Here is a 12,740-nt window from a genome sequence, read left to right as displayed (position 1 = left end):
AGTCGATGTCGCGCCGGTGCCGCTCTTCCTGCCGGTGTCGCTCACACAGGACCACTCTCGCGTCGATGGTCACGGCGCAGACGCGCGGTCGTCGCCTCCGGCGACCGTGATGCCGGCAGGTTCGGTGCGCGCGGTGCGGGCACCACGGGCGTGGCCTCCGCACGAGGGGTGAACCCCGGCACGACCACCCGACGCGGCTCACCGTCGCCCTGCACCACCCAGGCTCGTCCGGCGTGCGGGAGGGCATAGGGCGGCAGGCTCCGCACCCCCGCGAGCAGCCGAAGCTCCGAGGGATGCTCCACCCGCACGATGATGCCTCCCTCGAGGCGCGCCCGCTGAAGGACGGTCCCGCGGCGCTGCCAGGTCTCGGCGTCGCCCACGATCAGCCGATCGAGACGGACGGTGTGCGCCGCGGCATCCACCGGGGTGGGACGGGCGACGGGCTCTGATTCGCCCAGAACGACGACCTCGTGATGCGGGTGGTCGGCGCGGAGCCGTTGCGCGATCGCCGGGGCGTTCGGCGTCACGATCGCCGTGATCCCACTCCCGGGTGACCAGCGGGGCACGATGTCGCGCGGAGCGGAGCGCTCGGCCGTCTCTTCGACCCAGGCGATCTGGACCTCGCGTACACCGATACGTGCTCGGCCGGAAGGGCGCGTCCGCAGAAAGCTCTCGCCGTCCCCGCCCGCCGTCAGGTGCTCCACGCGGCTCGACATCCGGAGGAGGGCGCGGAGCGGGAGCGCCTCGAGCACACGTCCCACGGGGCCGGCGCTCCGCGACGCCGTGATGGCGAAGGTGGTCTGCGTCGCGGTCCGTATCACCTGCTCCCAGTTCCGCAGGAACATCTGCCCATGGTCCGGCGGGAACCGGGCGACGAGCAGATCCAGGTCATCGCAGAGCACGAGCGCCCCCGGCACCTGCGTCCCACCCGCCCACGCGGCGAGAGCGTCCCAGGCCTCTTCCGGGTCGCCGCTCACCCACACCGCGTCGGGCCGTTGCGCCGCGAGCACCCGGAGAGCGGACGTCCGACCCGCCCCGCTCGCTCCCAGGATCGCGATGCCCCGGTCCGCCCCCGCTCGGAGCATCTCCGTGGGCTGGCGCTGATGCTCCGGGTCATCCGCACGCCCGAGCACGAGAGCGTCTGCGTGCATCGCATCATCCGCGAGGTCGCCGAGTGGCAGGACGGTCGGAAGCGATGGCAGCCAAGGGGCAGGTGCGGCGTCGCTGTCCTCCCACCGCGTCGCCGTCTCTCTCAGATCCGCGGCATCCGTGCGCGCCACCCGCACAGCCACGGGTGCGACATCCTGCGGACGACGCACGAAACCCCGACCTCGGGAGCTCTGACCGCCCGCGATCTCCGCCGCCGCGGCGGACCCGATCACGAGGCGGCTGTCCGCCGCGTCGACGACGCGGAGTCCGATGCGCAGAGGACAGTTGGTGGCGAGTCCGTCACGGATCACGCCCGAGGCGCGCTGCGTCCCGAGGATCAGGTGCATTCCGAGAGCACGCCCTCGCGCTGCGACACCGGTGAAGACGGCACCGAGGTCGGGGTGCTCCTGGAGGAGCGCCGCGAACTCATCGACCACGATCACCAGACGGGGAATCGCCACCTCGCTCACATCGCGGGCACCCGCTGCCGCGAGAAGCGCCTCCCGTCGTCGCAGTTCCGCCGTGAGGCTGGAGACCCCGCGGCGCGCGCCGTCCTCTTCGAGGTCGGTGATCACCGCGGCAACCTGACGCAGCGCCCGCAGCGGCTCGAACGAGGTGCCGCCCTTGAAGTCCACCAGGACGAACGACACACGATCCGGACCGTTCGCCTGTGCTATGGCGGTGACCCAGCTCACCAGCAGCTCGCTCTTGCCCGACCCGGTCATGCCGATGACGATCGCGTGCGGTCCGTCCGCCACGATGTCCACGACCACCACCTCACCCCACCCGCCCCGGCCGATCGTCGCCGGGAGCCCGTGAGGCGCGGAGCGCTGCGACAGGTCACGCAGGGACACGCTCAGCGGCACATCCTCCGCATCGACGGCGGATGCCTCTCCCCCGCCCTCCCGCAGCACGGCCGCGAACTGCGCTCGAGACACCCCCTCCGCTGCCACCTCCACGGTGCGCTCCGGCGTCCGCACGAGTGCGCGGCCCGGTTCGACGATGTCGACGACGGTCGTGATCCCCTCCGGCACGTCGGAGCCCGTCGGCAGAACCCAGATGACGGCGTCGGCGTCGGTCCGAACGCTGTCGGGCGCCACGATCGCCAGGCGGAAGGCTCCCGTCCGCACGCGCCCGTCGCGCAGACGACCGGCTCCCCCCTCGTCGCCGTCGGCGACCGGCCGGGCGGATCCGTCGCCGTCGACGACGACGTGAGCGGCACCGAATCGCAGCCAGAGCTGGACCGCGACCGCTCGCGCCACGGCCGCGACGACGGGCCGGGGACCCCGCAGGCACAGCCCCCGCCCGAGCAGCACCCGCACCGGCGCATCCGGCAGCTTCGCACAGCGCGCCTGGAACTCCCGGCCACGGGCCCCTTCTCCTCCGGTCGTGTGGATGCCGCTCGGCACCGTTCCCCGGCCGATCACGACCTCGGTTGCAGGTCCGAGAGGCTCCGGACCGCGCAACGGACGCTGAGCCAGGCAGGCCGCAGCATCGGGGTGGCGGTGCCACAGCCGTTCGGCCACGTCCCGGCGTCTGTCCGTCAGCTCCTGCTCTGCCCCGTTCCACAGGACCTCCAGGTCGGCATCAGTCGTGCGCCGCTCTCGGCGCCGATTGCGCGCGCCGTCGACGAGCGAGGCGACGAGCATCAGTGGGCCGAGGGCCGCGAAGCAGAGGGCGTAGATGGACCCGGAGAGGAGCCACAGCACCACGCCCGCCGCGACAGGGACGATCGCGGCGATGAAGGGTAGCGGCGGTCGTCGCGTCGGAGGAGGTGCGACGGGGAGGGCGATGCTCGACGAGTCCATGTGGACCATTCGACCCGACGTGCCTCAGCGCCGGGCGTCATCCACAGGAGAGGAACGCCTACTCGGCAGAATCTGCTTCCGGGGACGAAGAGTCGGCCTGGTCGCTCACCTGAACGATGATGAGGGTGACGTTGTCGCGGCCACCGTTCTCCAGCGCCGCCGCGAGCATCGCGTCGACGGCCGGACCGGGCTCCGCATTCTCACGCAGGAAGTGCTGGATGCCGTAGTCGGTGAGTTCCTTCGTCAGCCCGTCGGAGCAGATGACGAAACGATCCCCCGCCTGGACATCGATCGTGATGTAGTCGGGAGCGGTGAGTTCGCTCGCTCCGACAGCGCGGGTGATGACGTTGCTGTAGGGGTGCCCTTCGGCTTCCTCCGGGCTGATCTTGCCCGCTGCGATGAGTTCCTGGACGACGGAATGATCCGTCGTCACCTGGACCAGACGGTCGTCGCGAAGCAGGTAGACGCGGGAGTCGCCGATGTTCAGGGTGACCCAGTTCGGATCCTCGGCGTCCAGATCGAGGAAGACGCCGGTGAGCGTGGTGCCCGTTCCCTCGTCCGTCGTCTCAGGATGCCCCGCGATGTCGGCGACGGCGCGCTCGAGCGCGTGTTCGATCGCCGGACGACTCACTGCTCCGTCGGCGAGCATCCCCTGCAGCTGGGCCACGGTGCTCTGACTCGCGATCTCGCCGCCCGCGTGTCCGCCCATACCGTCGGCGACGATGAAGAGCGGGTACTCGGCCAGGAACGCGTCCTGATTGTTGTCTCGACGTCGACCCTGATCGGTGACTCCGGCCCAGGAGAGCAGCAGGCGGCGCTGTGCAACCGTGACGCTGCGCGTCATCGTCGTCGTCTCAGCCACGTGCTGCCTCCGATGGATCTGCGGCCAGTCGGACGGTCGCAGCATACTCACACATCGTAGTGGAACCCCTCATCGCGTTCACACCTGAGCGGCGGGATCGGCCGCCAGCGGGAAGAGCGCGTCGATGATCTCGAGCTCTCCGGCGTCCGGAGTCCAGGACCCTCCCGCTTCGGCGTTCGACTCGATCTGGGCCACGGACGTGGCCCCGGCGATCACGCTCGACACCACGGGATTGGCGAGCAACCACCCGAAGGTCGCCTGGACCATCGTGATGTCACGCTCGGAGCAGAAGCGCTGGAACTCCTCGAGAGCGTCCCAGGGCGCATTCTCCCAGACATGTCGGCGGCTCGACATGATCCGACTGCCGGAAGGGCCGCCGTCGCGGGTGAACTTCCCGGTGAGCAGGCCGTTGTGCAGCGGGAAGAAGGGGAAGAAGCCCAGGCCGTAGCGCGCGGCGGCCGGGAGGACCTCGCGCTCCGCCGCGCGTGCCAGCAGGGAATAGTGGTTCTGGGCGGAGATGAAGCGACCGGTCGAGCGTGCCCGGGAGGTGAACTCCGCTTCCGCGATCTGCCATCCCGAGAAGTTGGAGTGCCCGTAGTAACGGATCTTCCCCTCGCGGACCAGCTCATCGAGGGCGTCGATCGTCTCGGCGATCGGGGTCTGCGGATCAGGGAGGTGCAGCTGGTACAGATCGATCCAGTCTGTCCGCAGACGACGAAGCGACTCCTCCACGGCACGGCGCACGTAGCGGCGTGACCCGAGGCCCGCCGGGAAGTCGTATCCCATGTCGCGGTCGTGCCCGAACTTCGTCGCGAGCACCACGCGATCGCGACGGCCCTCCAGGGCTTCTCCCATCAACGTCTCGCTGGTCCCGGCGACGGCGCCGTAGATGTCCGCGGTGTCGAACAGGGTGATGCCGTTCGCGATGGCGGCATCGATCACCTCACGCGTGCCCTCGAGGGTCTCGGTGACGGTTCCGGCGCGACCGAAGTTGTTGCACCCGAGACCGGTCGGGGAGACGAGAAGACCGGACGCACCGACACGGCGCTGTGACATGACCATGTCTTCCACGTTAGTCGAGACACCGGGCACCAGATGTCCGAACGCGACAGTGCCCCCGACCGGGATCGGGGGCGCTGTCTCACATGTCAGGCCGGAGGCTGCGTGGGGTTGGTCGGCGGTGCCGGGGGCGCCGGCGGAGTCGCCGGGGGCGCCGGCGGTGCCGCGGGGGGCGGCGTCACCGGAGGAACCGGAGGATTGGCCGGCGCGCCGGTCTCGGGAGCAGGAGGCGGCGCGTACCCGGGCTGAGCCGGAGGCGCGTAGCCGGGCTGCGCCGGAGGAGCGTAGCCCTGCGGAGCGGGCGGGGCGTACCCCTGCGGAGCCGGGGCTCCGTAGCCCTGCGGGGCGCCGTATCCCTGCGGGGCCGCGGCCGCGGGCTGCGTCGGAACGCCGTCCCAGACCGTGCGGTCGCCGAGGAAGCCGTTGCCGGCCCACGGAGCCGGGGCGACGTTGGTGTTCCAGCGCGACTTGTCGAAGGCGTTGATACCGAGCCACACGATCGACAGGAAGATGTAGAGGATGACCCAGACGGCGTCCTTCTGCAGCTTGAGACCGACGCGCCAGGCTGCGAGGACCGAGAGCACCCCGAGGGCGAGCGAGAAGAGCGCGCCGATGCCGATCCAGGACAGGAGGATCGTGCCACCGATGCCGTACAGCACGAGCCAGGGACTCAGGTCACCGAGCTTGAAGAAGACCATCGTGTTGTAGACGGGCACCCAGGCGCGCCATCCACCCTGGACTCCGGCCTTCTGGAAGATCTTCATGTAGAAGAGGGACCCCACCACGTATGCGGCGATGGCCACCAGGAAGACCACGAAGGAATATGCGAGGAGCAGGCCGATATAGCCCGAACCGTAGTCGTCGTAACCCATGAGACTCACATTTCTTTGGTCTCGGGAGACGGCTTTCGTCCCCCGGTACGAAGCGACCGCTTCGCCTTGCACATGGTATCGGTGCGCATTCCACCGGGCAACGCCCCACGCGGGCAGATGTCCCCATGCGGCACGGCTCAGTGCGCGACCACGAGCTCCAGCACTCCGTCGCTCGTGGCGTCGCGGAGGTCGATCCCCCGCTTCGCCGCCCAGGCGCGGAAAGCTCGAACCGAATCGATCCGCGGACGATCCTCCGCCAGCGCCCGCACGAGGAGGCCCTTCGACTTCTTGTTGAAGTGGTTGAGCGCGCGTGAGCCGGCGCCGTCGTCGGTGACCACTCGCACGTAGGCGGAGGGCACGCCCGGCGGAATCGGGCCGAGCGCGGCATACGCCTCGCTGCGCAGGTCGAGGACGAAGGACGGCCCCTCCTCTGCGATCGCGGCGGTCGTCGCCTGCGCCCAGTGCCGACGGAGCGCGGGGACACCGGGCAAGGAGGTGCCGGCGGCGAGCCGATACGGCGGGATCCCATCGAGCGCACCGATCGGCCCGAGCGGCGCGCTGTGGATCCAGACATGCGCACCCAGCCATCGACGGGAGGCTGCGGACAGAGTGCCGGCATCGAGAGCGTCGAACACGACGCCCGTATACGGTCCACGGCCGGCATCGTCGCCGCCGTCCGCAGGTCGCGGTTATGGGCGACGTCACCGACCTGACGGGCGCTCAGCTTCAGCACCCGACGCGCCGCGTCCTCGTCCGCGGAGAGGGAGACGAGCGCGTCGAGAACCGCCTGGCGCTGCCCGGTCAGCGCGGGGAGCGCCAGCTCCGGCACCGCGAGGGCCGGGCCCTCGCCGCCCGGCCGTTTGGTCTCCGAAGGAGGGAGCAGGACTTTCATGAGGGCTCCAGGGTTGCGAACACGGGAAGGCGCCGCGAAGATGCGGCGCACACACAGACGCGTCCGCCTCAGGACCCGGTGAAGGGTGCCCGAGGCGGACGCGTCGAGATGAACTGCTCAGGCGATGAGCGCCGCGTTGCCGGCAACGATCGTCAGGGTGTCGCCCTCCATGGAGAGGAACCCGTCCTGCGCGTTGGCCAGCACCTTGGTGCCATCCGTCTGGGTGATCCGGACCTGACCCTCGGCGAGGATGGCCAGCACCGGCTCGTGGCCGGTCATGAAGCCGATCTCACCCTCGACGGTCTTGGCGACCACGAGGCTCGCCTCTCCCGTCCAGACCTCCGCGTCTGCGGAGACGAGGCTGACGTGGAGCGCCATGGTCAGCCGTTCTCCTTCTGGATCTTCGCCCACTGCTCTTCGACGTCGTTGATGCCACCGACGTTGAAGAAGGCCTGCTCGGCGACGTGGTCGAAGTCACCGCGGGTGATCGCATCGAACGACTCGATGGTCTCCTTGAGCGGCACGGTCGAACCCTCGACACCGGTGAACTTCTTCGCCATGTAGGTGTTCTGCGAGAGGAACTGCTGGATGCGACGTGCACGCGACACGACGATCTTGTCTTCCTCGGACAGCTCGTCGACACCGAGGATCGCGATGATCTCCTGCAGTTCCTTGTTCTTCTGGAGGATCTGCTTGACCGTGGTCGCGACGCGGTAGTGGTCCTCGCCCAAGTACCGGGGGTCCATGATCCGCGACGTCGAGGTCAGCGGGTCGATGGCCGGGTACAGACCCTTCGACGCGATCTCACGGGAGAGCTCCGTCGTGGCGTCGAGGTGCGCGAACGTGGTCGCCGGAGCCGGGTCGGTGTAGTCATCGGCCGGCACGTAGATCGCCTGCAGCGAGGTGATCGAGTGGCCACGGGTCGACGTGATGCGCTCCTGGAGGAGACCCATCTCGTCGGCCAGGTTGGGCTGGTAGCCCACCGCGGACGGCATACGGCCGAGAAGCGTGGAGACCTCGGAACCTGCCTGCGTGAAGCGGAAGATGTTGTCGATGAAGAGCAGCACGTCCTGCTTCTGCACGTCGCGGAAGTACTCCGCCATCGTCAGAGCCGAGAGGGCCACGCGCAGACGCGTTCCCGGCGGCTCGTCCATCTGGCCGAACACGAGGGCCGTCTTGTCGAAGACGCCGGCCTCTTCCATCTCGTGGATCAGGTCGTTGCCCTCACGGGTACGCTCGCCGACACCGGCGAACACGGACACACCACCGTGGTCCTGCGCGACGCGCTGGATCATCTCCTGGATGAGGACGGTCTTGCCGACACCGGCACCACCGAACAGACCGATCTTTCCACCCAGGACGTAGGGGGTGAGGAGGTCGATCGACTTGATGCCCGTCTCGAACATCGTGGTCTTGGACTCGAGCTGGTCGAAGTTGGGCGCCTTGCGGTGGATGGGCCAGCGCTCGGTGACCTCGAACGTCTCGCCGGGCTCGAGGTTGAGCACCTCGCCGATGACGTTGAAGACCTTGCCCTTGGTGACGTCGCCGACCGGGACCGAGATGGCCTCGCCGGTGTCGCGGACTTCCTGGCCGCGGACGATGCCGTCGGTCGGCTTCAGGGCGATGGCGCGAACGAGGTCGTCGCCGAGGTGCTGCGCGACCTCGAGCGTGATCTCGACCGAGGACTCACCGATCGTGATGGTGGTCTTCAGTGCGTTGTAGATGTCGGGGATCGAGTCGTGCGGGAACTCGATGTCGACAACCGGACCGTTGACGCGCGCGACGCGCCCGACGACCGCGGTCGCCGGCTGGTCAGCCGTAGCGGTGGGGGTCATTTTCGTCTCTCTCCTGATGGTCTATTTGCTCGACGAGAGGGCGTCGGCGCCGCCGACGATCTCTGCGATCTGCTGCGTGATCTCCGCCTGACGCGCGTTGTTGCGCAGACGGGTGTAGTCGGTGATGAGCTTGTCGGCGTTGTCGCTGGCGGACTTCATGGCCTTCTGCGTCGCTGCCTGCTTGGCGGCGGACGACTGCAGGAGGGCGTTGAAGACCCGGCTCTGGATGTACACCGGCAGGATCGCGTCCAGCACCGTCTCGGCATCCGGCTCGAACTCGTAGAGCGGGTAGACGGTGTTGCCCGCCTCCGACTCATCGGCTTCCGAGATCTCCAGCGGGAGCAGACGCACGGACTCCGGCGACTGCGTCATCATGCTGACGAAACGGTTGTACACGAGGTGGATCTCGTCGAGACCGCCGTCTTCGCCACCGCGGGAGAAGTCCTCGAGAAGCTTCTGCGAGATCTCCTCCGCCGTGTGGAACGACGGGGTGTCGGTGTCGCCGGTCCACTCCGCCGCCGCCGCGATGCGACGGAACTGGAAGTAGCCGACGGCCTTGCGACCGACGAGGTAGAACACCGGCTCCTTGCCCTGTTCGCGCAGGAGCTCCGCGACCTCGAGACCCTCACGGAGGATCTGCGAGTTGAAGGCTCCGGCGAGACCGCGGTCCGAGGAGAAGATCACGACCGCGGAACGGCGGATCGTCTCGGGCTCACGGGTGAGCGGGTGGTCGACATTGGAGTGCGTCGCGACGGCGGACACGGCCCTCGTCACGGCTCGCGCGAAGGGGCTGGACGCTTTGACGCGCGCCATGGCCTTCTGAATGCGCGAAGCCGCGATGAGTTCCATCGCCTTCGTGATCTTCTTGGTCGTCTGAGCAGAAGAGATCTTCTGCTTGTAGACCCGGAGTTGAGCGCCCATAGGTTCAGTACCTCACGCGATTACGCGCGACGACCCTTGACGATCTTCTCCTGGTTGACGTCGTCTGCCTCCGCAGCCGCGTGCTCCTCGTGACCCGGGGCGCCGATTCCGGCTCCCTTGCCACCCTGGAACTCCAGGACGAAGGCATCCGTGTGCTTCTCGAGCTCGGCGACCGTGTCATCGTCGAGGACGTTGGTCTGGCGCAGCGTCTCGAGCACCGACGTGTTGCGACGCAGGTAGTCGAGCAGCTCACGCTCGAAGCGGAGCACATCGGACACCTCGATCGTGTCGAGCTTGCCCTTGGTACCGGCCCAGATCGAGACGACCTGCTCCTCGACCGGGTACGGCGAGTACTGCGGCTGCTTGAGCAGCTCGGTCAGACGCGCACCACGCGAGAGCTGACGACGCGACGCCTGGTCGAGGTCGGACGCGAACATCGCGAACGCCTCGAGCGAGCGGTACTGCGCGAGCTCCAGCTTCAACGTTCCGGAGACCTTCTTGATCGACTTGACCTGTGCGTCACCGCCGACTCGGGAGACCGAGATACCCACGTCGACCGCCGGACGCTGGTTCGCGTTGAACAGGTCGGACTGCAGGAAGATCTGGCCGTCGGTGATCGAGATCACGTTGGTCGGGATGTAAGCCGAGACGTCGTTGGCCTTGGTCTCGATGATCGGGAGGCCCGTCATCGAACCGGCGCCGAGCTCGTCGGAGAGCTTGGCGCAACGCTCCAGCAGACGGGAGTGCAGGTAGAAGACGTCACCCGGGTAAGCCTCACGGCCCGGCGGACGACGCAGGAGGAGCGACACGGCGCGGTAGGCCTCGGCCTGCTTCGACAGGTCGTCGAAGATGATCAGCACGTGCTTGCCGCCGTACATCCAGTGCTGGCCGATGGCCGAACCGGTGTAGGGCGCCAGGTACTTGAAGCCTGCGGGGTCGGATGCGGGAGCGGCCACGATCGTGGTGTACTCCAGCGCGCCCGCCTCTTCGAGCGCGCCCTTCACCGAAGCGATGGTCGAACCCTTCTGGCCGATGGCGACGTAGATGCAGCGGACCTGCTTGTTGACGTCGCCGGACTCCCAGTTGTCCTTCTGGTTGATGATCGTGTCGATCGCGATGGCCGTCTTGCCGGTCTGGCGGTCACCGATGATCAGCTGACGCTGCCCGCGACCGACGGGGATCATGGCGTCGATGGCCTTGATACCGGTCTGCATGGGCTCGTGGACCGACTTGCGCTGCATGACGCCGGGCGCCTGCAGCTCCAGCTCGCGGCTGCCCTCGGTCGCGATCGAGCCGAGACCGTCGATCGGGTTGCCGAGCGGGTCGACGACGCGTCCCAGGTAGCCGTCACCGACGGGAACCGAGAGGACCTCACCGGTGCGGGTGACTTCCTGGCCGGCCTCCACGCCGGTGAAGTCGCCGAGGACGACGACACCGATCTGGTTCTGGTCCAGGCTCAGGGCGAGGCCCTTGGTGCCGTTGCCGAAGGTGACGAGTTCGTTCGCCATGACGCCGGGCAGGCCCTCGACGTGCGCGATTCCATCCGCGGCGTCGATGACGGTGCCGACCTCGGTCGCCGCGGCCCCGGTGGGCTCGTAGGCGGCGGCGAAGTCCTTCAGCGCGTCACGGATGACGTCGGGGCTGATCGATAGTTCTGCCATTGTCTTCCCTTTGTATCTGGGTGCGCGGTTCCCCGCGCGAAGTCGTGTTAGCCCGCGAGCTTCTGGCGAAGGTCGGCGAGTCGAGCGGAGATGCTGCCGTCGATGACGTCATCGGCGATCTGCACACGCAGACCTCCGAGGACGGCGGGGTCGATGACGACGTTGAGCGAGACCTTGCCGTCGTAGCGACGCGAGAGCGCGTCGCTCAGACGGGTGCGCTGAGCCTCGTTGAGCTCGGACGCACTGTGGACTGTCGCCACGACTCGACCGTGCTGGCTCGAGACGATGCGCATGGCGCGGTTCAGCAGCTGGCGGATGCGACGCCCGCGCGGCTGGCGCACGAGCGAGGAGACGATCAGCGACGCGGGGGCGCTGATGGAGCCGGCGAGCAGGCGCTCGACGAGCTCGCCCTTGGCCGCTCCTCCCCCGAGGCGGCTGCCCAGGGCGAGTTCGAGATCCGAGTTGGCGGCGACGACCCGGGAGAAGCCGAAGAGCTCCCCCTCGATGTCGGCATCGCTGTCGGCGATGGCCGCCGCCCGGATCGCGAGCTCCTGGATACCGTCGACGAGCTCGTCGGCGTCGGACCAGCGCTCACCCACCACGGTCACCAGGACGTCGCGCGTGTTCTGCGAGAAGTCACCGAAGACCGCGGAGACGACGTTCTGCCTCGCCTCGGCCGGAGCCGAGGCATCGGCCAGCGCGCCGCTCAGATGCGACGACTCGCCCACGGCATGCGCCGCGGCGAAGAGCTCCCGCGCGGTGTCGAGGGTGACGCCGGATGCTGCGGCAAGCGCCTGAACGGATGCCGCAAGCGCCTGAGTGGTCGCGCTCCCCATTACTGGGCCGCCTTCTCGGATGCTTCGAGGTCGGCGAGGAAGCGGTCGACCACGGCCGTCGCGCGGGCGTCGTCGGACAGCGTCTCCCCGACCACGCCACCGGCGAGGTCGATGGCGAGCGTGCCGACTTCGCTGCGGAGCGAGACGAGTGCGGTCTGACGCTCGGCCTCGATCTGCGTGTGCGCGGTGGCGGTGATGCGCGCAGCCTCGCTGCTCGCAGCCTCCTTCGCCTCGGCGACGATCTTCTTGCCGTCCTCACGGGCGGCCTCACGGATCTCACCGGCTTCGGTGCGAGCCTCGGCCAGCTGACGCGTGTACTCCTCGAGTGCCGCCTCAGCCTGCTTCTGCGCCTCGTCAGCCTTCGCGATGTTGCCCTCGATGGCGGCGGACCGCTCATCGAGCATCTTCGTCAGCTTCGGAAGGGCGACCTTCCACACGACGATCAGGATGATGAGGAACCAGAAGCCAGACCAGATGATGTCGTACCACGCAGGGATGAGCGGGTTGCTCGCCTCACCCTCTGCTGCGAGGTTCGTGACAAGAGCGTTCAGCATCCTGTCTCCTTCAGAAGTCGGTGTGGATTACGGGAAGGGGATGAATCCGACGGCGATGCCGACGAATGCAAGCGCCTCGGTGAAGGCGATACCGATCCACATGAGGACCTGAAGGCGACCGGCCAGCTCGGGCTGACGAGCAACGCCCTCGATGGTCTTGCCGACGACGATACCCACGCCGATGGCCGGGCCGATCGCTGCGAGGCCGTAGCCGACCGAAGCGAGGTGGCCGTTGATTTCAGCGAGAACCGTAGTTGCGTCCACGGGGTTTTTCCTTTCGTTGGGTGGGTG

The 12,740-nt window shown here is 68.2% G+C and carries 12 protein-coding genes; all 12 read right to left on the bottom strand.

Annotated elements, in window-relative coordinates; genetic code table 11:
* Positions 1–41: 41 nt before the first annotated feature.
* Positions 42–2,957, bottom strand: a complete 2,916-nt coding sequence (locus ACWA14_RS06035) for an FtsK/SpoIIIE domain-containing protein (protein WP_463796747.1) — start codon at positions 2,955–2,957, stop codon at positions 42–44.
* A gap of 58 nt (positions 2,958–3,015) precedes the next feature.
* Positions 3,016–3,819 (bottom strand): PP2C family protein-serine/threonine phosphatase, encoded by an 804-nt coding sequence (locus ACWA14_RS06030; protein WP_463796745.1) that lies wholly within the window; start codon positions 3,817–3,819, stop codon positions 3,016–3,018.
* 78 nt (positions 3,820–3,897) lie between these two features.
* Positions 3,898–4,881 carry an aldo/keto reductase gene (locus ACWA14_RS06025; protein WP_463796744.1) on the bottom strand — a complete coding sequence of 328 codons (984 nt, stop codon included), beginning with the start codon at positions 4,879–4,881 and terminating at the stop codon, positions 3,898–3,900.
* A gap of 86 nt (positions 4,882–4,967) precedes the next feature.
* Entirely contained in the window at positions 4,968–5,750 is a 783-nt protein-coding gene (locus tag ACWA14_RS06020) for a large exoprotein (RefSeq protein WP_463796742.1), read from the bottom strand.
* A 137-nt stretch (positions 5,751–5,887) separates the two neighbouring features.
* Positions 5,888–6,385, bottom strand: a complete 498-nt coding sequence (gene yaaA / locus ACWA14_RS06015; RefSeq protein WP_463796740.1) for a peroxide stress protein YaaA — start codon at positions 6,383–6,385, stop codon at positions 5,888–5,890.
* Between the two features lie 374 nt (positions 6,386–6,759).
* Positions 6,760–7,020, bottom strand: a complete 261-nt coding sequence (locus tag ACWA14_RS06010; protein WP_045280545.1) for a F0F1 ATP synthase subunit epsilon — start codon at positions 7,018–7,020, stop codon at positions 6,760–6,762.
* A gap of 2 nt (positions 7,021–7,022) precedes the next feature.
* The gene (atpD, locus tag ACWA14_RS06005; RefSeq protein WP_463796737.1) at positions 7,023–8,477 is read right to left on the bottom strand and encodes a F0F1 ATP synthase subunit beta; all 1,455 of its coding nucleotides are present in this window, start codon (positions 8,475–8,477) and stop codon (positions 7,023–7,025) included.
* Positions 8,478–8,498: 21 nt separating this feature from the next.
* Positions 8,499–9,398 carry a F0F1 ATP synthase subunit gamma gene (locus tag ACWA14_RS06000; protein ID WP_463796736.1) on the bottom strand — a complete coding sequence of 300 codons (900 nt, stop codon included), beginning with the start codon at positions 9,396–9,398 and terminating at the stop codon, positions 8,499–8,501.
* A gap of 20 nt (positions 9,399–9,418) precedes the next feature.
* Positions 9,419–11,059, bottom strand: coding sequence for a F0F1 ATP synthase subunit alpha (atpA, locus tag ACWA14_RS05995; RefSeq protein ID WP_463796734.1), 1,641 nt, complete (start codon positions 11,057–11,059; stop codon positions 9,419–9,421).
* Positions 11,060–11,106: 47 nt separating this feature from the next.
* Positions 11,107–11,895: a F0F1 ATP synthase subunit delta gene (locus ACWA14_RS05990; RefSeq protein WP_463796733.1), complete on the bottom strand. Its 789-nt coding sequence runs from the start codon at positions 11,893–11,895 to the stop codon at positions 11,107–11,109.
* Positions 11,895–12,449: a F0F1 ATP synthase subunit B gene (locus ACWA14_RS05985; protein ID WP_463796732.1), complete on the bottom strand. Its 555-nt coding sequence runs from the start codon at positions 12,447–12,449 to the stop codon at positions 11,895–11,897. The genes ACWA14_RS05990 and ACWA14_RS05985 overlap by 1 nt, the downstream gene beginning before the upstream one ends.
* A gap of 27 nt (positions 12,450–12,476) precedes the next feature.
* Positions 12,477–12,713, bottom strand: coding sequence for an ATP synthase F0 subunit C (gene atpE / locus ACWA14_RS05980; protein ID WP_017203132.1), 237 nt, complete (start codon positions 12,711–12,713; stop codon positions 12,477–12,479).
* Positions 12,714–12,740: the final 27 nt, after the last annotated feature.

This window comes from Microbacterium sp. TW_SC_2 (genome assembly GCF_055361165.1).
The sequence above is the reverse complement of the archived record's forward strand: the minus strand, read 5'-3'. Positions and strand labels throughout refer to the sequence as shown.